The organism is Rhodovulum iodosum, from assembly GCF_041020385.1.
Classification (GTDB): domain Bacteria; phylum Pseudomonadota; class Alphaproteobacteria; order Rhodobacterales; family Rhodobacteraceae; genus Rhodovulum; species Rhodovulum iodosum.
The window spans coordinates 1,804,302-1,826,161 of the sequence record NZ_JBEHHI010000001.1; the positions used below are offsets into that span (position 1 = coordinate 1,804,302).

Annotated in this window: 24 protein-coding genes; 11 read left to right on the top strand and 13 right to left on the bottom strand. The window is 67.5% G+C overall.

The annotated features are described in order from the left end of the window. The first annotated feature begins 3 nt into the window (after positions 1-3). Positions 4-231 carry a DUF1150 family protein gene (locus Ga0609869_RS08800; protein WP_125408722.1) on the top strand — a complete coding sequence of 76 codons (228 nt, stop codon included), beginning with the start codon at positions 4-6 and terminating at the stop codon, positions 229-231. Here the strand turns inward: Ga0609869_RS08800 and Ga0609869_RS08805 are convergent. The 3 genes from Ga0609869_RS08805 to Ga0609869_RS08815 all read right to left on the bottom strand — a co-directional run bounded on the left by Ga0609869_RS08805 (position 228) and on the right by Ga0609869_RS08815 (position 3,362). After that, complete coding sequence (locus Ga0609869_RS08805; protein ID WP_125408723.1) at positions 228-917, bottom strand: hypothetical protein; 690 nt, start codon at positions 915-917, stop codon at positions 228-230. The two genes, Ga0609869_RS08800 and Ga0609869_RS08805, sit on opposite strands and share 4 nt — an antisense overlap. A gap of 41 nt (positions 918-958) precedes the next feature. Next, on the bottom strand, positions 959-2,695 hold the full coding sequence (locus Ga0609869_RS08810) for a bifunctional sulfate adenylyltransferase/adenylylsulfate kinase (protein ID WP_125408724.1): 1,737 nt from the start codon (positions 2,693-2,695) through the stop codon (positions 959-961). 196 nt (positions 2,696-2,891) lie between these two features. Beyond that, a complete protein-coding gene (locus Ga0609869_RS08815) occupies positions 2,892-3,362 on the bottom strand; it encodes a GNAT family N-acetyltransferase (protein WP_170168885.1) in 471 nt (156 codons plus the stop codon). A gap of 263 nt (positions 3,363-3,625) precedes the next feature. Between Ga0609869_RS08815 and smc the strand changes: the two genes are divergently transcribed. Further along, positions 3,626-7,081: a chromosome segregation protein SMC gene (gene smc, locus Ga0609869_RS08820; RefSeq protein WP_369022844.1), complete on the top strand. Its 3,456-nt coding sequence runs from the start codon at positions 3,626-3,628 to the stop codon at positions 7,079-7,081. Between the two features lie 200 nt (positions 7,082-7,281). Here smc and Ga0609869_RS08825 read toward each other — a convergent pair whose 3' ends face one another. The 3 genes from Ga0609869_RS08825 to Ga0609869_RS08835 all read right to left on the bottom strand — a co-directional run bounded on the left by Ga0609869_RS08825 (position 7,282) and on the right by Ga0609869_RS08835 (position 10,764). Next, positions 7,282-8,457: a lytic murein transglycosylase gene (locus Ga0609869_RS08825; RefSeq protein WP_125403047.1), complete on the bottom strand. Its 1,176-nt coding sequence runs from the start codon at positions 8,455-8,457 to the stop codon at positions 7,282-7,284. Between the two features lie 57 nt (positions 8,458-8,514). Continuing rightward, a complete protein-coding gene (locus tag Ga0609869_RS08830) occupies positions 8,515-9,504 on the bottom strand; it encodes a glutathione S-transferase family protein (RefSeq protein ID WP_125403048.1) in 990 nt (329 codons plus the stop codon). Between the two features lie 87 nt (positions 9,505-9,591). Continuing rightward, entirely contained in the window at positions 9,592-10,764 is a 1,173-nt protein-coding gene (locus Ga0609869_RS08835; protein ID WP_125403049.1) for a MalY/PatB family protein, read from the bottom strand. 102 nt (positions 10,765-10,866) lie between these two features. On the opposite strand from Ga0609869_RS08835, the gene def (Ga0609869_RS08840) reads away from it, so the two are divergent. The 5 genes from def (Ga0609869_RS08840) to Ga0609869_RS08860 are packed head-to-tail and all read left to right on the top strand — an operon-like array spanning position 10,867 to position 13,566. Then, positions 10,867-11,394, top strand: coding sequence for a peptide deformylase (gene def / locus Ga0609869_RS08840; RefSeq protein WP_125403050.1), 528 nt, complete (start codon positions 10,867-10,869; stop codon positions 11,392-11,394). Then, positions 11,391-11,885, top strand: coding sequence for a peptide deformylase (gene def, locus Ga0609869_RS08845; protein WP_125403051.1), 495 nt, complete (start codon positions 11,391-11,393; stop codon positions 11,883-11,885). Before def (Ga0609869_RS08840) ends, def (Ga0609869_RS08845) begins: the two co-directional genes overlap by 4 nt. Continuing rightward, entirely contained in the window at positions 11,882-12,385 is a 504-nt protein-coding gene (gene def, locus Ga0609869_RS08850; RefSeq protein WP_125403052.1) for a peptide deformylase, read from the top strand. Before def (Ga0609869_RS08845) ends, def (Ga0609869_RS08850) begins: the two co-directional genes overlap by 4 nt. Position 12,386: 1 nt before the next feature. Next, positions 12,387-13,286 (top strand): methionyl-tRNA formyltransferase, encoded by a 900-nt coding sequence (gene fmt, locus Ga0609869_RS08855; RefSeq protein ID WP_125403053.1) that lies wholly within the window; start codon positions 12,387-12,389, stop codon positions 13,284-13,286. A gap of 40 nt (positions 13,287-13,326) precedes the next feature. After that, positions 13,327-13,566 (top strand): GlsB/YeaQ/YmgE family stress response membrane protein, encoded by a 240-nt coding sequence (locus Ga0609869_RS08860; RefSeq protein ID WP_125403054.1) that lies wholly within the window; start codon positions 13,327-13,329, stop codon positions 13,564-13,566. A 76-nt stretch (positions 13,567-13,642) separates the two neighbouring features. Here the strand turns inward: Ga0609869_RS08860 and rnhA are convergent, their stop codons facing one another. The 7 genes from rnhA to Ga0609869_RS08895 all read right to left on the bottom strand — a co-directional run bounded on the left by rnhA (position 13,643) and on the right by Ga0609869_RS08895 (position 17,848). Then, the gene (gene rnhA / locus Ga0609869_RS08865; protein WP_125403055.1) at positions 13,643-14,098 is read right to left on the bottom strand and encodes a ribonuclease HI; all 456 of its coding nucleotides are present in this window, start codon (positions 14,096-14,098) and stop codon (positions 13,643-13,645) included. After that, entirely contained in the window at positions 14,091-14,687 is a 597-nt protein-coding gene (locus Ga0609869_RS08870) for a class I SAM-dependent methyltransferase (RefSeq protein ID WP_125403056.1), read from the bottom strand. The genes rnhA and Ga0609869_RS08870 overlap by 8 nt, the downstream gene beginning before the upstream one ends. After that, entirely contained in the window at positions 14,684-15,133 is a 450-nt protein-coding gene (locus tag Ga0609869_RS08875; RefSeq protein ID WP_125403057.1) for a DUF3429 domain-containing protein, read from the bottom strand. The genes Ga0609869_RS08870 and Ga0609869_RS08875 overlap by 4 nt, the downstream gene beginning before the upstream one ends. Continuing rightward, the gene (locus Ga0609869_RS08880; protein ID WP_125403058.1) at positions 15,130-15,744 is read right to left on the bottom strand and encodes a LysE family translocator; all 615 of its coding nucleotides are present in this window, start codon (positions 15,742-15,744) and stop codon (positions 15,130-15,132) included. Before Ga0609869_RS08880 ends, Ga0609869_RS08875 begins: the two co-directional genes overlap by 4 nt. Continuing rightward, positions 15,744-16,694: a 4-hydroxy-3-methylbut-2-enyl diphosphate reductase gene (ispH, locus tag Ga0609869_RS08885; protein ID WP_125403059.1), complete on the bottom strand. Its 951-nt coding sequence runs from the start codon at positions 16,692-16,694 to the stop codon at positions 15,744-15,746. Before ispH ends, Ga0609869_RS08880 begins: the two co-directional genes overlap by 1 nt. Before the next feature lie 47 nt (positions 16,695-16,741). Then, positions 16,742-17,188, bottom strand: a complete 447-nt coding sequence (locus tag Ga0609869_RS08890) for a YqaA family protein (protein ID WP_125403060.1) — start codon at positions 17,186-17,188, stop codon at positions 16,742-16,744. Between the two features lie 78 nt (positions 17,189-17,266). Continuing rightward, the gene (locus tag Ga0609869_RS08895; protein ID WP_125403061.1) at positions 17,267-17,848 is read right to left on the bottom strand and encodes a LabA-like NYN domain-containing protein; all 582 of its coding nucleotides are present in this window, start codon (positions 17,846-17,848) and stop codon (positions 17,267-17,269) included. A gap of 119 nt (positions 17,849-17,967) precedes the next feature. On the opposite strand from Ga0609869_RS08895, the gene folK reads away from it, so the two are divergent. The 4 genes from folK to Ga0609869_RS08915 all read left to right on the top strand — a co-directional run bounded on the left by folK (position 17,968) and on the right by Ga0609869_RS08915 (position 21,834). Further along, positions 17,968-18,555 carry a 2-amino-4-hydroxy-6-hydroxymethyldihydropteridine diphosphokinase gene (gene folK, locus Ga0609869_RS08900; RefSeq protein WP_125403062.1) on the top strand — a complete coding sequence of 196 codons (588 nt, stop codon included), beginning with the start codon at positions 17,968-17,970 and terminating at the stop codon, positions 18,553-18,555. An 88-nt stretch (positions 18,556-18,643) separates the two neighbouring features. Then, the gene (rpoZ, locus tag Ga0609869_RS08905) at positions 18,644-18,997 is read left to right on the top strand and encodes a DNA-directed RNA polymerase subunit omega (RefSeq protein WP_125403063.1); all 354 of its coding nucleotides are present in this window, start codon (positions 18,644-18,646) and stop codon (positions 18,995-18,997) included. Positions 18,998-19,026: 29 nt separating this feature from the next. Beyond that, a complete protein-coding gene (locus tag Ga0609869_RS08910; protein WP_125403064.1) occupies positions 19,027-21,150 on the top strand; it encodes a RelA/SpoT family protein in 2,124 nt (707 codons plus the stop codon). A gap of 27 nt (positions 21,151-21,177) precedes the next feature. Further along, positions 21,178-21,834: a DUF2062 domain-containing protein gene (locus Ga0609869_RS08915; RefSeq protein ID WP_125403065.1), complete on the top strand. Its 657-nt coding sequence runs from the start codon at positions 21,178-21,180 to the stop codon at positions 21,832-21,834. Positions 21,835-21,860 lie beyond the last annotated feature (26 nt).

A 21,860-nucleotide genomic window follows, 5' to 3' on the forward strand; every position in this document is an offset into this window, starting at 1 on the left:
GCAATGGATACCGAATACGATTTCCTGCCCGAGGGCAGCGACAAGATCGTCTATATCCGGCCCGTCAAGGTGGCGGACCTGCCCGACGAGCTGCGCGAGCAGGTGCAGGGGCAAGAGGCGCTTTACGCGGTGCACGATTCCGACGGCGAGCGGCTGGCGCTGGTAAGCAACCGGCAGCTGGCGTTTATCCTCGCACGTCAGAACGACTTCGCGCCGGTCAGCGTACACTAAGAGGGTGGCCAAAGTCCGAATCGACGGTGGATCAGCGCCGCGCAGGCGGCGTTGGCCGCGGCCCGGCCCATCCCCCCGACGCTGGCATCCTGAAGCGCGCCGGGCCGGTCGAGCGGCGTGACCATCGCCCGCGCCGCCGGCGCCAGGCGGATCGCCAGCCCGGCATGGGCGTACTGCCCCGATAACCAGATATCGTCGACGCTCCACGCGGGTGGGGGGATGTCCCACGCCGCGGGCGGGATCGTGTCCGGCGAGACCAGCACACCCGAGAAGCCTTGGGCGATGTCGGTCTCGCCCAGCGGCGCAGAGCTGCGGCGCATGAGCTCGACCGAAAACCCCGAGGCGGCCACGACCTCGCGGCCCTGCCGCGCCGCCAGCAGGGCGGCAGCCCAGCACGGGCCGTAAAGGCAATCGTCATCGCAATAGATCAGTTGCGCGCCCTGCCCGGCCAGGGCGCTGGCGGCGGGCAGCACCTTGGTGGCCGGTCCGAGATCCGCGTCGACCCAGAGCAGTTCGATGCCGGCGGGTAGGGCCGGGGGTGTCACCGGGCCGGGAAAGCGGCGATAGGCGCGGGGCAGGGCAAGGATCACCCGGTCGGGCCTGGGCCGCTGGCCGAGCAGGGTTTCCAGAACGGGCCCAAGCCCGGCAAAGCGGGGCGGTATCGAGGTAAGGCTAACGGCCAGCACGAGTGCAACGCGCGGGCCGCGCAGGTGCGGCCCGCCCGGGCTCAGTTCAGGTTGGGGCCCCAGCTGCCCGAGATCAGGCCGAGCTGTTCGAGCTTCAAGAGCACCTGATGCGCGCAGTTGTCGACATCGACGCCGGTGGTGTCGACGCTCAACTCGGGGGACTCGGGCGCCTCGTAGGGGTCCGAGATGCCGGTGAACTCCTTGATCTTGCCCTCGCGCGCCAGCTTGTAGAGGCCCTTGCGGTCACGCTTTTCGCATTCTTCCAGCGGCGTGGCGACATGCACCTCGCAAAAGGCGCCGTAGGCCTCGATCATCTCGCGCACCGCGCGGCGGGTAGAGGTGTAGGGCGCGATCGGGGCGCAGAGCGCGATGCCGCCGTTCTTGGTGATCTCGCTGGCGACATACCCGATGCGGCGGATGTTGATGTCGCGGTGTTCCTTGGAAAAGCCGAGCTCGGAGGACAGGTGTTTGCGCACCACGTCGCCGTCCAGCAACGTCACCGGGCGGCCGCCCATTTCCATCAGCTTGACCATCAGCGCGTTGGCGATGGTCGATTTGCCCGAGCCCGACAGCCCGGTGAAGAACACGGTAAACCCCTGCTGGGCGCGCGGCGGCTTGGTCCGGCGCAGCTCGGTCACCACCTCGGGGAACGAGAACCACTCGGGGATTTCCAGGCCCTCGGACAGGCGGCGGCGCAGTTCGGTGCCCGAGATGTTGAGCACGGTCACGCCCTCTTCGATCTCGTCTGCGGGCTCGTACTGGGCACGCTCCTGCACGTAGACCATGTGCTTGAACGGCACCATTTCCAGCCCGATCTCGGGCTCGTATTCCTTGAACATCTCCTGCGCGTCGTAGGGCCCATAGAAATCTTCGCCGGCCGAGTTCTTGCCGGGGCCGGCGTGGTCGCGGCCGACGATGAAATGTGTGCAGCCGTGGTTGCGGCGGATCAGCCCGTGCCAGACGGCCTCGCGCGGGCCGGCCATGCGCATGGCGAGGTTCAAGAGGCTCATCGTGGTGGTGGCCTGCGGGTACTTGTCCAGCACCGCCTCGTAACAGCGCACGCGGGTGAAATGGTCGACATCGCCCGGCTTGGTCATGCCCACCACGGGGTGGATCAGCAGGTTGGCCTGGGCCTCTTTCGCGGCGCGGAAGGTCAGCTCCTGGTGCGCGCGGTGCAGCGGGTTGCGGGTCTGGAACGCGACGATGCGGCGCCAGCCCAGCTTGCGGAAATAGGCGCGCAGTTCGTTGGGGGTGTCGCGGCGGCCGCGGAAATCGTAATGCACGGGCTGCTGGATGCCGGTGATCGCGCCGCCCAGGTAAACTGGGCCGGCCACGTTATGCAGGTAGTTCACCGCCGGGTGGGCCAGGTCGTCGGCGCCGAACACCTTTTCCGCCTCGCGTGCCTTGTTCGGGGTCCAGCGGTCGGTGATCGACAGCGTGGCGAGGATCACGCCTTCCTGGTCGCGCAACGCGATATCCTGCCCGATCTCCAGCCCTTTGGCGAAATCCTCGGACACGTCCAGCGTGATCGGCATCGGCCAGAGCGTCCCGTCGGCCAGCCGCATCGTCTCGACGACGCTCTCGTAATCCTCTTGCCCGAGGAACCCCTTGAGCGGGTTGAACCCGCCGTTCATCAACAACTCAAGGTCGCAGATCTGTCGCGCAGTCAGGTCCCAACTCGGCAATTCGCCGGCCTCGACCTTCAGTTTCTGGGCGCTGTCGTACGAGACGTAGAGTTCGGAAATCGGCGCGAGATTGGCGAGGTTGGAATTCGACATTGGGGAACCCGGATATTTGGCCTTAGGAAAGCTTTACAGGCCCGGAGGGGCCGGTATCGCGGGCGCCATATCGTGCAACTGCGGCATAGTGCAAGCCAAATGCAAAACCGGCCGGCCAAAGACGGCCGATGCCGCGTTTTGTCGGCAACAGGGCGACAAAGCCCCGGGAAACCGCCCGTGCGAATGCCGTGGCGGCCTAGCCCGAAAGCCGCACGCGGACGCCGATTTCCTTTTCCATGAACAGGTTCGAAGTGATGTCGGGGTAGCCGCCGAAGGCCTCTGTCTCGCGATAGCCCATCGCACGGTAAAGCGATACGGCCTCGTGCAGCGCGTGCCCGGTTTCCAGCTTCAACAGACCCAGGCCGATGTCTCGCGCCGCGGCTTCGGCCGCCTCGATCAGCGCGCGGGCGACGCCGCTGCCGCGGGCGGTCTCGGCCACGTAAAGCCGCTTGATCTCGCCATAGGCGCCCTGGTCCACCAGCGCGATGCAGCCGATCGCCTCGCCATCGTTGCGGGCGACCAGGAATTGCGTGCCCTTTTCCGCCAGTTCCTCGGCGGTAAAGCTGAAACATTCCTCGGGCGGATAGACCGCGAGCAGCGCGGCCTCGCTTCTCTCGACCAGGCGGCGGCCGTCGGCCGAAAGCGGGGGTTCGGTACGGATATTCATGGCCATGCCCCTATGACCTCTTGCGGACGGACGGCGCACCTCGCGCCAAAACGTTAACGATTTCATGACGTTTTTCCACGAGCGGTCAAGACTGATTCCAAGAAGCTGACGTTACGTTTTGCCGCGGTGCAGCATGGAGGTTTTTCCCAAGATGTTGTGGATAAGTCTGCCCGCTGCCGCAGATGATGGGGTGTATGCTTGACTCGGGGCCGGGCAGGGCAAAGGATAGCCCTCTCAAGAGGAATCAAGAAGAGCGGTCATCGGTGCGCTTTACCCGGATTCGGCTGAACGGCTTCAAGAGTTTCGTCGACCCCACCGATCTGGTGATTGCCGACGGGCTGACCGGTGTTGTCGGGCCCAACGGGTGCGGCAAGTCCAACCTGCTCGAGGCGCTGCGCTGGGTGATGGGCGAAAACCGCCCGACCGCGATGCGCGGTGGCGGCATGGAAGACGTGATCTTTGCCGGGGCCGCCACGCGGCCGGCGCGCAACTTTGCCGAGGTCGTGCTGCAGATCGACAATACCGAGCGGCTGGCGCCTGCCGGGTTCAACGATGCCGACATGCTGGACATCGTGCGCCGGATCACCCGTGATGCCGGCAGCGCCTACAAGGTCAATTCCAAGGACGTGCGCGCCCGCGACGTGCAGATGCTGTTTGCCGACGCCTCGACCGGGGCGCAGTCGCCGGCGCTGGTGCGGCAGGGCCAGATTTCGGAGCTGATCAACGCCAAGCCCAAGGCGCGGCGGCGCATCCTGGAAGAGGCGGCGGGCATTTCCGGGCTCTACCAGCGCCGCCACGAGGCCGAGCTGAAGCTCAGGGGCGCCGAGACCAATCTCGCCCGCGTGGACGACGTGATCGAACAACTGGCCGGGCAGTTGGCACAGCTCGCGCGCCAGGCCCGCCAGGCGGCGCGCTACCGCGAGATCGGGGCGCAGCTGCGCCAGGCCGAGGGGCTGCTGCTTTACCGCCGCTGGCAAGAGGCCGACGCCGCCCGCGCCGAGACCGAGGCCGCGCTGCGAGAGGCGACCACCGCCACCGCGCGGGCCGAGACCGCCGCGCGCGAGGCCGCCCGCGCAAGGGCCGAGCGCGAGGCCGCCCTGCCGCCCCTGCGCGAGGAAGAAGCCATCGCCGGCGCCGTGGTCCAGCGCCTGACCGTGCAGCGCGACAGTTTGGAGGCGCGCGAGGCCCAGGCCCGCGCCGCGATCGAGACCCTGCGCGCGCGCATCGCCCAGCTCTCGCTGGATATCGAGCGCGAGAGCGGGCTCAACCGCGACGCGGGCGACACCATCGCCCGGCTTGAACGGGAGGCGGCGGAACTGGACACCGCAGACGAGGGGCACGAAGCCGCGATCGACGAGGCCGAGGCGGTGGCCAAAGAGGCCGCGTCGGTTCTGGACGCGCGCGAGGCGGCGCTGTCCACGCTGACAGAGGATGTCGCACGGCTGGCCGCCCGGCACCAGTCGGCCCTGCGCCTGCGCGACGACGCCGCCAAGACGCTGAGCCATAACGAGGCCGAGGCCGCCCGCGCCCGCGCCGCCGCCGAAGAGGCCGAGCAGGCCCTGGCCGCGGCCGCCGAGGCGGTGACCGGCGCCACGGCCGCCGAGGCCGACGCCGCGGCCGCCGCCGAGGCCGCCGAGACGGCGCTGGTGGCCGCCGATACGGCCCGCGGCGAGGCCCAGTCGCGCGAGGCCGCGGCCCGCGCCGCCCATTCCGAGGCCGAGGGCGAGGCGAGCGCGCTGAAGGCCGAGGTGGCCGCGCTGGGCCGGCTGGTGGCGCGCGATACCGCCGAACGCGGGCAGATCCTCGACGATCTCACGGTGGCGCCGGGCTATGAACAGGCGTTGGGCGCGGCCCTGGCCGACGATCTGCGCGTGCCCGCCGTGGGGCCCGACGCGATGTCGGGCTGGGCGCCCCTGCCGGCCTATGCCACGCCGCAGCCGCTGCCCGACGGCGTCGCGCCGCTGTCGGCCCATGTCACCGTGCCCGGCGTGCTGGACCGGCGCATCGGCCAGATCGGCATCGTGGCGCCGGAAGAGGGCGCGCGGCTTCAGGCGCGGCTCTTGCCCGGCCAGCGGCTGGTCAGCCTCGATGGCGATCTGTGGCGCTGGGACGGGTTTCGCGTGGGCGCGACCGATGCGCCCTCTGCCGCGGCGCTGCGTCTGCAACAGCTCAACCGTCTTGTCGAGCTCAAGCGCGACCTCGAAGAGGCCGCGGCCACCGCGGCGGGCGCGGGCCAGGCCCATGCGGCGCTGAAGGACCGGCTGGCGCGCGCCACCGAAGAGGACCACGCCGCGCGCGAGGCCCGCCGCGCCGCCGACCGGGCCGTCGCCGAGGCCGGGCGGGCCCTGTCGCGGGCCGAGGGCGACCGTTCGATCGCCGAGAGCAAGCTCGAGTCGCTGCGCCTGGCCGTGTCGCGCCATTCCGACGAGGCGCTGGCCGCGCGCACGCGGCTGCAAGATGCCGAGGCGGCGCTGGCGGCGCTGGACGATCTCGACACGGCAAGGGCCGAGGCCGACGACGTCAAGATGACGGTCGAGGCGGCGCGGATGACGATGCTGGCGCGGCGCTCGGCGCTGGACGAGCTGCGCCGGGAGGGCGAGGCGCGCGTCAAGCGCCGGCAAGAGATCGACCGCGACCTGAAGCGTTGGCGCGACCGGCTGGAGACCGCCGGAAAGCGCGTGGGCGAGGTCGAGGCACGCCGCGCCGCCGCCGAGGGCGACCTGGCCGAGGCCGAGGCGGCACCGGCGGCGCTGTCGGCCGAGCGCGCCGAGCTGGAGGCGGCTCTGGCCAAGGGCGAGGAACGGCAGAGCGCGGCGTCGCAGGCGCTGGCCGCCGCCGAAACCGCGCTGGGCGAGGCCGATATCGCTGCCCGCGGGGCCGAGCGCGCCGCGGGCGCCGCCCGCGAAGGCCGTGCCGCCGCCGAGGCCCGCGCCGAGGCCGCGCGCGCAGGCGCCGATCAAGCCGCCGCACGCATCGCCGAAGAAATGGAGACGACGCCCGCCGGCCTGCTGGGCAAGCTGGAGGCCGACCCGGATGCCACGCCGGCAGCCGAGGCGCTGGAACATGACGTGACGCGCCTGAAACGCCAGCGCGACGCGCTGGGCGCGGTCAACCTGCGCGCCGAGGAGGACGCTAAGGAGGTGCAGCAAGAGCATGACACGCTGACCTCTGAAAAGCAGGACCTCGAGGCCGCCATCGCCGCCCTGCGCACGGGCATCGCCAGCCTCAACCGGGAGGGGCGCGAGCGCCTCTTGACCGCGTTCGAGCAGGTCAACGGCAGTTTCTCGGCGCTTTTCACCCATCTTTTCGGCGGCGGTCAGGCAAAGCTGGTGCTGGTCGAATCCGACGATCCGCTGGAGGCGGGGCTCGAGATCATGTGCCAGCCGCCGGGCAAGAACCTGTCGACGCTCTCGCTGCTGTCGGGCGGCGAGCAGTCGCTGACGGCGCTGGCGCTGATTTTTGCCGTGTTTCTGGCCAACCCTGCGCCGATCTGCGTGCTCGACGAGGTGGACGCGCCGCTGGACGACGCGAATGTCACCCGGTTCTGCGACCTGCTGGACGAGATGACCCGGCGCACCGATACCCGCTTCCTGATCATCACCCACCACGCGGTAACCATGAGCCGGATGGACCGCCTGTTCGGCGTCACCATGGCCGAACAGGGGGTCAGCCAGCTGGTGTCGGTCGATCTGAAGAAGGCCGAGCAGATGGTCGCCTAGGGCCCGGATGGAGACCTGCCCCAAAGTGGCAGTTTGTTAATGCCGATGGGCGATGCAAGCTGAGGGGACATTTCATTCAGAGGTTCGCGATTCGATGCAGGAATTTGTGCTGCTCAGCCTGTTTTACATGATCATGGCCATCGCCGGGGGGCTTTGACCCAAGACGTTCGTCGGGATTCGGGCCGAGATCGGATAATCCGTCAAAGGGCGCCCAGCAGCGCCTTGGTGGGCCAGGCGTCTGCCGGCAGGCCCAGGCGCTGCTGTTCGGCCTGGACGGCGGCGCGTGTCTTGGCACCGAGGATGCCGTCTATGCCCCCCACATCGTGGCCGCGCGCGGCCAGCTTCCGCTGCAAGAGCCTCATCTCGTTGCCCGACAGCCCCGGATCGGGGTTGCCAGCGTCATAGATCGGCGCGCCCTCCAGCCGCGTGGCGAAATAGGCGGCGGTGGTGACGTAGACGAAGCTCTTGTTCCATTCGAAATAGACGTTGAAATTCGGGTAGGCGAGAAATGCCGGCCCGTTGCGCCCCATCGGCAGCAGCACCGAGGCCGGCAGGTTGCCCGGCCCCAGGTTACCCTGGCGCGGCCGCACGCCAAGCCGCGCCCAGTCATTGACGCGCTTGCGATGGTCGAGCCCGGTTTCCGACCAGTTCAGGTTGGCGGGCACCACGATTTCCTGCAACCACGGTTCGTTCGGGCGCCAGCCGAGATCGCGCAGCATCTTGGCGCCCGACATCAGCGCGTCGGGCGGCGAGGTCTTCAACCGGACATGCCCGTCGCCGTCGCCGTCCACCCCGTTGGTCAGGATGTCCTCGGGCAGCATCTGCACCATGCCGATCTCGCCCGCCCAGGCGCCGGTGGTGCGCGCCGGGTCGAAATCGCCGCGGTGGAAAAGTTCGAGCGCGGCAAAGATCTGCGGACGGAAGAGATGCGGCCGGCGGCAGTCGTGCGACAGCGTGACCAGCGCGTTGAGCGTGTTGAAATTGCCCTGCACCGCGCCGTAATCGGTCTCGAGCGCCCAGAACGCCAGCAATACCCCGCGCGAGACGCCGTAGCCGCGTTCGATGGCGTCAAAGACGCTGTCCCATTTCTGGGCGTTGCGGCGGCCGTTGTCGATGCGGCTCTGGCTGATAAGGCGGCGGGAGAAATCGATGAAATCGCGCTGAAAGATACCCTGGGCGCGGTCGGCCCTGATCACCGCGGGGTCCTGCCGGGCCGATGCGAAGAACCGGTCGATGGTCGTGCGGTCATAGCCGCGCCGCGCGGCCTCGGATTTCAGCCCGCCGACGAAGCTGGAAAAGCTGCCGCCGCAGGGCACCTGCGCTGCGGCGGGCAGCGCGAGGGCGAGGCACAGGCAGGTGGACAGGGCGAATTTCATGGCAATCTCCGGCTGGCTCGGCAGAAGCTTACCAGCCCGGGGCGACCAGACAACCGCTCAGGCGGCCTTGAGGGCCGCGCGCCCATGCGGCTGCCACCAGTCAATGCGCGGGTTGATCGGAATGATCCGGTTCGGATTGATGGTGTCGTGGCTGTAATGGTAGTGGCGCACGATATGGTCGAAGGCCACGGTCTCGGCCACGCCGGGCCATTGGTAAAGCTCGCGCGCATAGGACCAGAGGTTGGGCATGTCGATCAGCCGGTTGCGGTTGCACTTGAAATGCAAGTGGTAGACCGCATCGAAGCGCACCAGCGTGGTAAACAGCCGCCAGTCTGCCTCGGTCACTTGGTCGCCAGCCAGGTAGCGGCGCGTGGCCAGCCGTTTTTCCAGCCAGTCGAGACTGTCGAACAGCGCGTAGGCGGCCTCGTCGTAGGCCTCTTGCGTGGTGGCGAAACCGGCCTTGTAAACGCCGTTGTTGACGGTGTCGTAGACCCGCGCGTTGACCTCTTCGATCTCGTTTCTCAACGCCTCGGGCCAATAGTCGTCGCGGTTGCCCGTCAGCCCGTCGAACGCCGAGTTGAACATGCGGATGATTTCCGCGGATTCGTTCGACACGATGGTTTCGCCCTGCTTGTCCCAAAGCACCGGTACCGTGACCCGGCCCGAAACGTCGGGCTTGGCCCTGGTGTAGACGTCGCGCAAAAAGGGCAGGGCGTAGAGATCATCCCCGGTTGCGCCGGGAAAACCGGCGTCGAAGGTCCAGCCGTCCGACAGCATGTCGGGATGCACGACCGACACGCCGATATGCTCGTCCAGGCCCTTGAGCTTGCGAAAGATCAGTGTGCGGTGCGCCCAGGGGCAGGCGAGCGAGACATAAAGGTGATATCGTCCGCTCTCGGCGGCAAACCCAGCTTCGCCGGTCGGGCCGGGCCGCCCGTCGGGTGTGATCCAGTTGCGAAACCCGGCGGTCGAGCGCACGAACCGCCCGCCGCTCTTCTTGGTGTCGTACCAGGTATCGTGCCAGACACCCTCAATCAGTTGGCCCATGTCATCCTCCTTGTCGAGGGTCAGATGTAGGGCCCGATCGCCGGGCGGTCAGCCGGCGCACATGCGCAGCGCCTCTGCGTCAGCGCACTATTGCAGGTCGCGGAACGCGTCGCGCAGCCGCTTGGCCGCCTCTTCGACGCGGGCGCGTGGCGTGGCGATATTGAACCGCAGGAAGGTCTCGCCGCCCGCCCCGAAGCTTGCACCGTGGTTGACCGCGATCCGCGCGTCGCGCTCGACGCGGGCGAGAAGTTCCTCGCGCGCCATGCCGGTGTCGGCGAAATCGACCCAGGCGAGGTAGGTCGCCTCAAGCGGCATCGAGGCCAGGCCGGGGATCCCGGCAATGGCCCGGTCGAACACTGCCCGGTTGCCGTCGAGATAGGCCATGAGCGCCTCCACCCATTCCGCCCCCTCGGCCGAATAGGCAGCGGTTGCCATATGCACCCCGAAGGCGTTGGGCGAAATCGCCAGCGCTGACATCCGTGCGGCAAAGCGTGCGCGCAGTCCGGCGTCGGGCACGATCACGTTGCCCAGATGGGCGCCTGCGATGTTGAAGGTCTTGGTGGTCGCGCTCATCAGGACCAGGCGCTCGCGCAGGCTGGGGTCGATCTTGTCCATCACGATATGGCTCTGTCCGGGATAGACGAGGTCGTGGTGGATCTCGTCGGACACCAGGATCAGATCGTGGCGCCGGGCGAATTCGCCCACCGCCTCCAGCTCGGCGCGGGTCCAGACCCGCCCGCCGGGATTGTGCGGCGAACACAGGATGACCATGCGCTCGTCGCCGGTCATCTGGGCGTCATAGGCGTCGAAATCCATCTCGTAGCGGCCGGCATCGTTCGCCAGCGGGCATTCCACCACCCGCCGTCCCGCCGCTTTGATGACCCGCGCAAAGGCGTGGTAGACGGGCGTGAACAGCACCACGCCGTCGCCCGGCTCTGTATACGCCTCGATGCACAGCGCCGTACCGTTGACGAGCCCATGGGTGGTAAAGATCCAGTCGGGGTCGACCTGCCAGCCATGCCGGTTGGCCATCCACCACAGGATGGCGTCCTTGTATGCGCGGTCGTCGCCGAAATATCCGTAGATGCCATGATCGACCATGGCCGCCAACGCGTCCGTCACCGCTTGGGGCGGGCGGAAATCCATATCGGCCACCCACATCGGGATACCGTCCTCGGGGGAGACGCCGTAATAGCTCTCCATCATGTCCCATTTCTGCGAATGGGTGCCGCGGCGGTCGATGATCTCGTCGAAGTTCATGGGGGCTCCTTCACATGCCGCGCCAAGCTACATTTTGGCGCACCGCGCGCAAGGCCTGCCGTGCATTGCGAAACGCGGCGGATTCGCCTAAATCCCCTTTTCATGACCATCAAGCCGATCCTGATCCATCCCGACCCGCGCCTGAAAAAGGTGGCAGAGCCCGTCGCCGAGATCGACGAGGCGCTGCAACGCCTGGCCGAGGACATGCTGGAAACCATGTACGACGCGCCGGGCATCGGGCTGGCCGCGCCGCAGCTGGGCTTGTCGACACGGCTGCTCGTGATGGATTGCGCCAAGGACGAGGGCGCGCGCCCGCACCCCTACGCGATGTTCAATCCCGAGGTGGTGTGGCAGTCCGACGACATCAACGTCCACGAAGAGGGGTGCCTGTCGATCCCCGAAACCTTTGCCGAGGTCACGCGCCCTGCCGAGGTCGTCGTGCGCTGGACCGATCCCTCGGGCGAAGCGATGGAAGACCGGTTCAAGGGGCTGTGGGCCACTTGCGTCCAGCACGAGATCGACCATCTCGAGGGCAAGCTCTTCATCGACTACCTCAAGCCGCTCAAGCGCCAGCTCATCACCCGCAAGATGCAGAAACTCAAGCGCGAGCGGGCCCGGGCGGCCTCGTGACCGTGCGGCCGATCCTGCGCTGGCCCGACCCGCGGCTCGCGCAGGCCTGCGCGCCCGTCGGGTCCGTGACCCCGGAGATCGCGCGCCTCGCCGCCGACATGCTGGAAACCATGTACGCCGCCCCCGGCCGCGGCCTCGCCGCGCCGCAGGTGGGTGAGATGGTCCGCCTCTTCGTGATGGACGTGAACGGCAAGGACGGCCCGCGCGATCCGCGCGTCTTCGTCGACCCGGTGATCGAGGCGCGCGGCCCAGAGACCGCCACCGGCCCCGAGGGCTGCCTTTCGATCCCCGGCATCGTGGCCGAGGTCGCGCGCGCCACCGAGATCACCGTCGCATGGCGCGACCTCGACGGGGCAGAGCGCCGCGAAACCCTCACCGGCTTTGCCGCGATCTGTGCCCAGCACGAGATCGACCATCTGGACGGTATCGTGACCTTCGACCGCCTGGCGGCCGAAGCCCGCGCCGCTCTCGAAGCGGAGTACGCCGCATGATCCGCGACATCCTCATCTGGCCCGACCCGCGCCTGAAAACCAAGGCCGAGCCCGTGGCCGCGATCGACGACGAGATCCGTGCCACATGGGACGACATGATCGACACCATGGAGGCGATGCCGGGCCAGGGCGTCGGCCTCGCCGCCAACCAGATCGGCGTTCTGCAGCGCCTTGTCGTGGTCGATTGCTCCGACGAACGGGGCCGGGCCGTGCGCATGGCCAACCCCGAGATCGTCGCCGCCTCGGACGCGATCAACGCCCATACCGAGGCCAGCCCCTGCCTGCCCGAGGCCTGGGCCGAGATCCTGCGCCCCGCCGAGGTGACCGTGCGGTTTCTCAATGCCGGGGGCGAGAGCGAGGAACGCGCCTTCAGCGGCCTCTGGGCGACCTCCGTCCAGCACCAGATCGACCACCTGGACGGCCGGATGTTCTTCGACAACCTCTCGCGGCTGAAACGCGACCGTTTGCTTAAGAAGGCGCAAAAGAAAAGGGGGCGGTGAGATGCGCGTTGTGTTCATGGGCACGCCCGAGTTCTCGGTCCCGGTCCTCGACGCGCTGGTCGAGGCCGGGCACGAGATCGCCGCGGTCTATTGCCAGCCGCCCCGCCCCGCGGGCCGCGGCAAGAAAGACCGCCCCAGCCCGGTGCAAGCACGGGCCGAGGCGCTGGGCCTGCCGGTCCGCCATCCCGTATCGCTGAAGAAACCCGACGAACAGGCCGCTTTCGCCGCGCTCGAGGCCGACATCGCGGTCGTGGTGGCCTACGGGCTGATCCTGCCACAGGCCGTGCTCGACGCGCCGAGGCTGGGCTGTCTCAACATCCACGCCTCGCTCCTGCCCCGCTGGCGCGGTGCAGCGCCGATCCACCGGGCGGTCCTTGCGGGCGATCCGGAAACCGGCATCTGCATCATGCGGATGGAGGCCGGGCTCGACACCGGTCCCGTGCTGCTCTCCGAGGCCATCCCGATCGGCGCCACCGACACCACTGGCGATTTGCACGACCGCCTGTCGGCGATGGGCGCCCGCCTCATCGTCGAGGCGCTCGCCCGCCTGCCCGAGTTGCCGCCCAGCCCCCAGCCCGAGAGTGGCGTGACCTACGCCGACAAGATCGACAAGTCCGAGGGCCGCATCGACTGGACCCGCCCGGCCCGGACGGTCGCACGCCAGATCAACGGTCTCTCCCCGTTTCCCGGCGCATGGTGCGCCATCGCGGGCGAAAGGGTGAAACTCCTGCGCGCGCGTCCGGCGCCAGGCACGGGCGCCCCCGGCGCGGTCCTGCACGGTTTCACCATCGCCTGCGGCAGCGGCGCCGTCGAGGTGCTCCAGGCGCAGCGCCAGGGAAAACGCGCCATGCCCGCCGGCGAGATCCTGCGCGGCCTCACGATGCCCGCCCACGTCGATTGACCTGCTGGCCGAATCCCCGGCCCCGCGCCATACTCGCCCCATGAGCGTGGTCTTTCTCATCATCATCGGCGCCGCCGCGGGCTTTCTCGCCACACGCCTCATGAGGATCGAGACCGATATCGTCACCACGGTGGCCATCGGCGTGGTCGGCGCGCTGATCGGCGGGCTGGTGCTGCGTTTCCTGCTGGTGCTCACGGGTATCGCTGCGGGCTTTGTCGGTGCGGTTCTCGGCGCGATGCTGCTGATCTGGCTCTACCAAAGCTTTATCGCCCGGCGCTGAGCCGCCCGTTTCTTCTGGCCAAAAATATCCTCCGGGGGTCTGGGGGTGGAAAACCCCCAGCGGTGCCTCCCGGCGCTCAGCCCGCCTTGTAGGGCGCCATCCCCTCGCGGGCCAATTCGTCGGCGCGCTCGTTTTCGGGGTGGCCGGCATGGCCCTTGACCCATTCCCAGCTTACCCGGTGGCGGGCCTGGGCCGCGTCCAGCCGGCGCCACAACTCGGCATTTTTCACCGGCTTCTTGGTCGAGGTCTTCCAGCCGTTGCGCTTCCAGCCGTGAATCCAGCCGGTCACGCCGTTCTTCACGTAGGCGCTGTCGGTGACCACGGTGATCGCCGAGGGCCGGCTCAGGCTCTCCAGCGCGTTGATCGCGGCCAGCAGTTCCATACGATTGTTGGTGGTCTGCGCCTCGCCGCCGTTCAGCGTGCGTTCCTTGACCACGCTCTCGCCCTCCTTCGCCTGCAGCAGCACGCCCCAGCCGCCGGGGCCCGGGTTGCCGCTGCACGCGCCGTCTGTATAGGCGAAAAGCTCAGCCATGGGCGAAGATCACCGCCACCTCGCCCGGCGTGCCGTCAAAGCCCACGCTGGGCGCGACCTCGACCGTGTCCACGTCAAAGCCCGCCTCGCTCAGGTGCCGCTCCAGCGCGTCGCGGGAATAGTAGGTGTAAAACCGCCCCAGCCGGTCACGCCCTTCGCCCTCGCCCAGCTTCATCGCGATCACCAGCGTGCCGCCCGGGCGCAATGCGCGGCGCAGCGCGGCAAGGTGCCCCGCAAAGGCGGCGCGGGGGGCGTGCAACAGGCTGAAATGGGCCCAGACGCCGTCATAGGCGGCCTCCTCGTCCAGCGCCTCGAAGGGCGCCACGCGCACCTCCAGCCCGTACTGGGCCTGTGCCTGGGCTGCCATCGCGGGGCTTGCATCCATCGCGGTCACGTCCAGCCCGGCGCGGACCATCTCTGCCGCGGCCCAGCCCGGCCCGCAGCCCAGGTCGAGCGCGGTGCCGCCCTCGGGCAGGGCTGCGATGAAACGCGCGAGACGCCCGGCGGTCCCGGCGCCGCGGTCATGGGTGGCATACTCCGCCGCCCGCGCGCCGTAGATGGCGAGCGTTTCGCGGTCCGGCCCGCTCACAGCAGAGCGACCGCCAGCGAGGCGACCACGATGGCGGTCAGCGGCAGGCGCAGGGCCAGCCACCAGCGCGGCGCGAGCCGCATCGCCCAGAAAAGAATATCGAGCGCCAAAAGCCCCAGATAGCCCGCAATCAGCGCCTTGATCGAGCTTTCGGCCCCGCCGCCAACCATGAAAAACGCCCAAAGCGCCGGGATCACCGACAGCGCATAGCCCGCGCCGGCCTTGGCCCCCTCGGCCCGCGTGGAAAAGCCCCAGAGAACGCCGGACATGAACGACAGGATCACCGCACCATAGAAATTGAGCACGTAGATCCCGGCGAATCGCGGGCCCAGCGTCTCGGTGCCGAAATCGGCGAGCCTGGGCAGGGCGATCGTGGCCGCGCCCCAGACGAAGGGGATCAGCCCTGCGAGACCGAGGACGAGGGCGGATCGGGGGACGCGCGTCATGCCCTCTCCATCGCGAGGCGCAGCCCGAGGCCGGCGAAAACCGCGGCAAAGCCGCGGTTGAGCCAGGCCATGGCCCGCGCGCTGGCGAGCAACCGGTCGCGGGCGCTGGCGGCGAAGAGGCCATAAAGCAGGAAGATGACCAGGGTGAGGCCCATGAACACTGCGCCCAGCAACACCATCTCGGCCGTCGCGCGGGCCGGGTCGCCCGACAGGAACGGCGGCAACAGCGCCAGGAAAAACAGCGAGAGCTTGGGGTTGAGGATGTTGATCAGCGCGCCGCGCGTGGCGATGCGCCAGAACCCGTCACGCCCCTTGCGCGCGCCGATGGCCAGCGCGCCGCCATGGCGCAGCGCCTGCCAGGCGAGATACATCAGGTAGGCTACGCCCGCGAACTTCACGATCTGGAACAGCAAGGCCGAGCTGTGCAGCAGCGCCGCCAGCCCCAGGATCGCCGCGGCCAGGTGCGGCACGATGCCGAGGGTGCATCCCAGGGCCGCGGGCAGCGCCGCGCGCCGGCCCTGACCCAGCGACAGCATCAGCGTGTAGACAACGCCTGTTCCCGGGGCCAGCACCACGACCAAGGCGGTCAGCAGGAACTGGGCCGAGATCATCAGGCGGGCTCGCGCACGATGCGCGGCAGGCGGAACTGGATCGTTTCGTCGGCGGTTACCACCTCTTCCAGCGTCAGGTCGAACCGGTCGCGGAAGGCCTGCACGACCTCCTCGACCAGCACGTCGGGCGCCGAGGCCCCGGCGGTCAGGCCGATGGCCGAGACGCCTTCCAGCGCGCGCCAGTCGATATCGTCGGCGCGCTGGATGAGCTGGGCGTATTCGCAGCCGGCATTGGCGCCGACCTCGACCAGCCGGCGCGAGTTCGACGAGTTCGGTGCGCCGATCACCAAGAGCGCCTGCACCTTGGGCGCCACCGTCTTGACCGCGCCCTGGCGGTTGGTGGTGGCGTAGCAGATGTCTTCCTTGTGCGGGCCCTCGATCGCCGGGAACCGCGCCTGCAGCGCCCTGACCACTTCGGCCGTGTCGTCGATCGACAGGGTGGTCTGGGTGATATAGGCCAGCTTGTCGGGGTCGCGCACCTCGAGATGGGCCACGTCGGCGGGGGTTTCGACCAGCAGGACCTCGCCCTCGGGCAGCTGGCCCATGGTGCCGATGGTCTCGGGGTGGCCCTTGTGGCCGATCATCACCATCTGCTTGCCGTTCTCGTTGTGGCGCGCGGCCTCGAGATGGACCTTGGACACCAGCGGGCAGGTGGCGTCGACATAGACCATGTGACGCCGCTCGGCCTCGGCCGGCACCGATTTCGGCACGCCATGGGCGGAAAAGATCACCGGCCGGTCCAGCGGGCACTCGTCCAGCTCTTCGACGAAGACCGCGCCCTTCTCGCGCAGGCCGTCCACAACGAATTTGTTGTGCACGATTTCATGGCGCACATAGACCGGCGGGCCCCACTTTTGCAGAGCCATCTCGACGATCTTGATCGCACGGTCGACGCCCGCGCAAAAGCCGCGCGGCGCGGCGAGGTAAAGGGTCAGGGGGGGCTTGGTCATGTCACACCTCCGGTTGGCCTAGAGCTACGCCCAAGCGCCTGTCGCGTCTAGCCCCCGGCCTGCGATGTGATCCAGGCGAGCGCGACAAATCGGCCGGTCTTGGCCAGCGTGACAAGCGCGAGAAACAGTGCGAACCGCGTGCGCATCAGCCCGGCGACCAGCGTGATCGGGTCGCCGAAGGGCGCCCAGCTGAGCAACAGCGTCCAGACGCCCCAGCGGCCGTACCAGCGCTGGGCGCGTTCGAGCTGCGCCTCGGTGGCGGGAAACCAGCGGCGATGGCGAAAATGCTCGATCCAGCGGCCCATGACGTAATTGACCACCGCGCCCAGCGTGTTGCCGATGCTGGCCACGACGATCAGCGCGGGCAGGCCGATCTCGCCCGCCAGTTGCAGCGCGACGAAGACCACTTCCGACTGGAACGGCAGGAAGGTCGCCGCGCCAAAGGCGGCGGCGAAGAGCGTGACGAGCTGGGCGATTTCGGCAAGCGGGGGCATCTGCCCTGCTGATCTGGTGCCGGCGCGGCGCGCGGCAAGCGTTTGCCGGGGCGCCGCGCGCCCCGGCTGGTGCGATGATCATTCGTCGGCGTATTCGGCCTGCGGCTCGTGCCGCGGCTCCGGCCGCGGTTCGCGCGGCGGGCGTCCGATCACCTCTTTCAGCTCGTCGAGCTCGATGAAATTATCGGCCTGGCGGCGCAGCTCGTCGGCGATCATCGGGGGCTGACTGCGGATCGTCGAAACCACCGAGACTCGCACGCCCTGGCGCTGCAGGCTCTCAACCAACGGACGAAAGTCGCCGTCGCCGGAGAACAGCACGATATGATCGATCCGCGGCGCAAGCTCCATGGCATCGACCGTCAGCTCGATATCCATGTTGCCCTTGACCTTACGCCTGCCCTGGCTGTCGGTGTATTCCTTGGCCGGTTTGGTGACCATGGAGAACCCGTTATAGTGCAGCCAGTCGACCAGCGGACGGATCGGCGAGTAGTCGTCGTTTTCCAGCAGGGCCGTGTAGTAGAAGGCGCGCAACAGTTTGCCGCGCCTCATGAATTCCTGGCGCAAGAGTTTATAGTCGATGTCGAACCCAAGCGCCTTGGCCGCCGCATAGAGATTCGATCCGTCGATGAACAGCGCCAGCCGTTCGTCTCTGTAGAACATCTAATTTCCCTTCGGTAATGCGCTTCGCAGCCTGTCGTCCGTGAGTGTGTAAATGCAGCTGAGTGATCGCTACTGAGAAAAACGCTGCGAAACCCCTCGAAATGTAGAGAAATAAGAATATGCCGCAAGAGGCCAAATGTCACGAAAGAGACACAATTTCATTTATCGCCCTTGGATCGAATGTGGCTTCACACGCCGGAACGCCACGAAAAACAATTGGCGCGGCTCTGGCTGCGCTGGAAACCGAATCGGTTCGTGTGGTGCGAAAAAGCCAACTTTTCCTGACCCCGTGCCATCCGCCCGGGACCGGGCCGGATTTCGTAAATGCCTGTGCGCAGCTGGTCACCACGCTGTCGGCGGAGGCGCTTCTCCAGCATTTGCATGCGGTTGAAGCGTCGTTCGGTCGCGCCCGCCGGACGCGCTGGGCGCCGCGGAGTCTCGATCTGGACCTGCTCGATTTCGGCGGGCAGGTGCATCCCGCCCCCGAAACCCAGGCGCGCTGGCGGTCCTTGCCGCCGGAAGATCAGCGCCGCCTGGCGCCGGACGAGCTGATTCTGCCCCATCCCAGGTTGCAGGATCGCGCCTTCGTGCTGGTGCCCCTGGCCGAGATCGCCCCCGATTGGCGCCATCCGCTGCTGGGCCGCAGCGCCGCCGAGCTGCGCGATGCGCTTCCTGAGGCGGAAAAGGCGGCAATTCGCCCGCTATGATGCGCCTTTGACCGGTTTTCGCCCTTGTCAATAGGCTTGCGCGTTCTTAAAACAAGGGTTCCTTCTTCCCAATGGATTGGAGTGTCCCATGGCCCGCGTGACGGTAGAAGATTGCGTTGACAAGGTTCCCAACAGGTTCGAGCTGGTGATGCTTGCCGCCCATCGGGCCCGCGAGGTGACCTCCGGGGCACCGCTGACCGTGGACCGCGACAACGACAAGAACCCCGTCGTGGCGCTGCGCGAGATCGCCGAGGAAACCCAACTGGCCGACGATCTGCGCGAGCGGATGATCGAGGCGAACCAGACCCAGATCGAGGTGGACGAGCCCGAAGAGGACTCTATGGCGCTTCTGATGGGCGGCGAGGTCGACAAGCCGGCCGAAGAGGACATGTCCGAAGAGAAACTGCTGCGCGCCCTTATGGAAGCGCAGGGCCAACGCTGAGCGGCTGAGTCGGGGGAAATGCGGAGCGGATGATCGACGTCGAAGACCTGATCGCGCTGGTCCGCAACTACAACCCCCGGACAGATGCAGACCTGATCCGCCGTGCCTACGATTACGGGCACGCGATGCACCGGGGGCAGTTCCGCCGCTCGGGAGAGCCCTATTTCACCCATCCCGTCGCCGTCGCCGCCCTGCTGACCGAGCAGCGGCTCGACGATGCGACCATCATCACCGCGCTGCTGCACGACACGATCGAGGACACCAAGTCGACCTATGGCGAGGTCGCCTGCGAGTTCGGCGAGGAGATCGCCGAGCTGGTCGACGGGGTGACCAAGCTGACCAATCTCGAGCTGGCCTCGTCGGAAACCAAACAGGCCGAAAACTTTCGCAAGCTCTTCATGGCGATGTCCAAGGATCTGCGGGTGATCCTGGTGAAACTCGCCGACCGGCTGCACAACATGCGCACGATCCGCTCGCTGCCGCATGAGAAACAGGTACGCAAGAGCCACGAGACGATGGACATCTACGCGCCGCTTGCCGGCCGCATGGGTATGCAGTGGATGCGTGAAGAGCTGGAGGACCTGGCCTTCCGCGTTCTGAACCCCGAGGCGCGCAGCTCGATCATCCGCCGGTTCATCACGTTGCAGCGCGAAACCGGCGATGTGGTGCACCAGATCACCCATGACATCCGCACCGAACTGCAACGCGAGGGTGTCGAGGCCGAGGTGTTCGGCCGCGCCAAGAAGCCCTATTCCATCTGGCGCAAGATGGAGGAAAAGCAGCAGGGCTTTTCCCGGCTGTCGGACATCTACGGCTTTCGCGTCATCACCTTGAGCGAGAGTGACTGTTACCGGGTGCTGGGCGCGATCCACCGCCGCTGGCGCGCGGTGCCGGGCCGGTTCAAGGATTATATCAGCCAGCCGAAATCGAACGGCTACCGGTCGATCCAGACCACCGTGTCGGGCCGCGACGGCAAGCGCGTCGAGGTGCAGATCCGCACCCGCGAGATGCACGAGGTGGCCGAGTCCGGGGTTGCCGCCCACTGGTCGTACCGCGACGGCGTGCGCGCGGGAAACCCGTTCGCCGTGGACCCGGCCAAGTGGCTGGCCTCGCTCACCGAACGTTTCGAGAGCGCTGACGACCACGACGAGTTTCTCGAGCACGTCAAGCTGGAGATGTATTCCGACCAGGTGTTCTGCTTCACGCCCAAGGGCGACGTGGTCAAGCTGCCCCGGGGCGCGACGCCACTGGATTATGCCTATGCCATCCACACCCGGATCGGCGACAGCTGCGTCGGCGCAAAGGTCGACGGCATACGCGTGCCGCTGTGGACGCGGCTGAAGAACGGGCAATCGGTCGAGATCATCACCGCAGAGGGGCAGCGCCCCCAGGCGACCTGGATCGACATCGTCGTCACCGGCCGGGCCAAGGCCGCGATCCGCAAGTCGCTGCGCGAAGAGGACCGCGAACGCTATATCAAGCTTGGCCGCGAACTGGCCCGTGTGGCCTTCGAGCATCTGGGCAAGAAGGCCACCGACAAGGCGCTCAAGACCGCGGCGAAGACGCTGGGCCTGACCGACGCCTCGGAAGTGCTGGCACGGCTCGGCAGCGCCGAGTTGCGCGCCTCGGACGTGGTCGAGACGCTCTACCCCGAACTGGCCAGCAGCAGCGGCGACGAGATCGACCTCGACCGCGCGGTGGTGGGCCTGTCGCCGGACCAGTCTTTCTCTCGGGCGCGCTGCTGTCAGCCGGTGCCGGGGGAACGGATCGTGGGGATAACCTATCGCGGCCGCGGGGTGGTCGTTCATGCCATCGACTGCGCCGCGCTGGCGCGATATGAAGACCAGCCGGATCGGTGGATCGACCTGCACTGGCATTCGGGCAAGCACCCGGCGGTGCACACGGTGGGACTGGTTGTGACCATTCGCAACGATGCGGGTGTATTAGGGCGCATGTGCACATTGATAGGCGAGCAGAAGGCGAATATCTCGGACTTGGTTTTCGTCGACAAAAAGCCCGATTTCTATCGTCTTTTGATCGACGTTGACCTGCGCGACGTGGAACATCTCCATACCGTGATGACGGCTCTGGAGGCGGAAAGCGACGTCGCCGAGATCGAACGTTTCAGGGACCCGGACCGCGACGGCGGCTGACCGGCCCGAAGGAAGGATTGGCAAGGCGTGGTTTTCAAGCGCCGCGACAAGCGCAGCATGGTGCAGATCGTGCAGCACAGCCTCTATCCGCGTGGCGGATGGGGGCGTGCTCTGTACTACATCACGCACCGGGTGCGGCGCCTGCCGGACACCCCGCACAAGATCGCCCGCGGTGTTTTTGCCGGCGTTCTGACGACCTTCACGCCATTTTACGGGCTGCATTTCATCCTTGCCGCGGTCGTCGCCAGGATGCTGCGCGCCAACATGCTGGCCGCGCTGCTGGGCACGCTGTTCGGCAACCCGCTGACCTATGTCCCGATCGGCGTGGTGTCGCTGAAGACCGGCCATTTCCTGCTGGGCACCGAGTTCGATGCCGAAATGCACACCTCTCTGGTGGGCAAGTTCGCCGGGGCGGCGGGCGATTTCAAGGACAGCTTCATCGCGCTCTTCACCGATGCCACGGCCGACTGGTCGGGGCTGGAGCAGTTCTATCACGAGGTGTTCCTGCCCTACCTGATCGGCGGCATCCTGCCCGGCCTGGTGACGGCCACGGCCGCCTATTACATCACCTTGCCATTGATCAAGGCGTACCAGAACCGCCGGCGCGGGCGGTTGAAGCAAAAACTGGCGCGCCTGGGAAAAACCGGCGTCGCCAAGGCTGACGAAACCACCGGGACGCCCTAGGTTTGCCGGGCAAGACCAAGCCAAGG

What these genes read in the sequence shown, in the direction of transcription:
- def (WP_125403052.1), top strand. Translation starts at nt 11,882, where the DNA reads ATGATCCGCGACATCCTCATCTGGCCCGACCCGCGCCTGAAAACCAAG.
- Ga0609869_RS08830 (WP_125403048.1), bottom strand. Translation starts at nt 9,504, where the DNA reads ATGGGCCAACTGATTGAGGGTGTCTGGCACGATACCTGGTACGACACC.
- Ga0609869_RS08835 (WP_125403049.1), bottom strand. Translation starts at nt 10,764, where the DNA reads ATGAACTTCGACGAGATCATCGACCGCCGCGGCACCCATTCGCAGAAA.
- Ga0609869_RS08810 (WP_125408724.1), bottom strand. Translation starts at nt 2,695, where the DNA reads ATGTCGAATTCCAACCTCGCCAATCTCGCGCCGATTTCCGAACTCTAC.
- Ga0609869_RS08895 (WP_125403061.1), bottom strand. Translation starts at nt 17,848, where the DNA reads ATGTTCTACAGAGACGAACGGCTGGCGCTGTTCATCGACGGATCGAAT.
- rnhA (WP_125403055.1), bottom strand. Translation starts at nt 14,098, where the DNA reads ATGGCTGAGCTTTTCGCCTATACAGACGGCGCGTGCAGCGGCAACCCG.
- Ga0609869_RS08825 (WP_125403047.1), bottom strand. Translation starts at nt 8,457, where the DNA reads ATGAAATTCGCCCTGTCCACCTGCCTGTGCCTCGCCCTCGCGCTGCCC.
- Ga0609869_RS08815 (WP_170168885.1), bottom strand. Translation starts at nt 3,362, where the DNA reads ATGAATATCCGTACCGAACCCCCGCTTTCGGCCGACGGCCGCCGCCTG.
- Ga0609869_RS08875 (WP_125403057.1), bottom strand. Translation starts at nt 15,133, where the DNA reads ATGACGCGCGTCCCCCGATCCGCCCTCGTCCTCGGTCTCGCAGGGCTG.
- Ga0609869_RS08800 (WP_125408722.1), top strand. Translation starts at nt 4, where the DNA reads ATGGATACCGAATACGATTTCCTGCCCGAGGGCAGCGACAAGATCGTC.
- Ga0609869_RS08890 (WP_125403060.1), bottom strand. Translation starts at nt 17,188, where the DNA reads ATGCCCCCGCTTGCCGAAATCGCCCAGCTCGTCACGCTCTTCGCCGCC.
- fmt (WP_125403053.1), top strand. Translation starts at nt 12,387, where the DNA reads ATGCGCGTTGTGTTCATGGGCACGCCCGAGTTCTCGGTCCCGGTCCTC.
- Ga0609869_RS08910 (WP_125403064.1), top strand. Translation starts at nt 19,027, where the DNA reads ATGATCGACGTCGAAGACCTGATCGCGCTGGTCCGCAACTACAACCCC.
- ispH (WP_125403059.1), bottom strand. Translation starts at nt 16,694, where the DNA reads ATGACCAAGCCCCCCCTGACCCTTTACCTCGCCGCGCCGCGCGGCTTT.
- Ga0609869_RS08880 (WP_125403058.1), bottom strand. Translation starts at nt 15,744, where the DNA reads ATGATCTCGGCCCAGTTCCTGCTGACCGCCTTGGTCGTGGTGCTGGCC.
- Ga0609869_RS08860 (WP_125403054.1), top strand. Translation starts at nt 13,327, where the DNA reads ATGAGCGTGGTCTTTCTCATCATCATCGGCGCCGCCGCGGGCTTTCTC.
- def (WP_125403050.1), top strand. Translation starts at nt 10,867, where the DNA reads ATGACCATCAAGCCGATCCTGATCCATCCCGACCCGCGCCTGAAAAAG.
- rpoZ (WP_125403063.1), top strand. Translation starts at nt 18,644, where the DNA reads ATGGCCCGCGTGACGGTAGAAGATTGCGTTGACAAGGTTCCCAACAGG.
- folK (WP_125403062.1), top strand. Translation starts at nt 17,968, where the DNA reads ATGCCGCAAGAGGCCAAATGTCACGAAAGAGACACAATTTCATTTATC.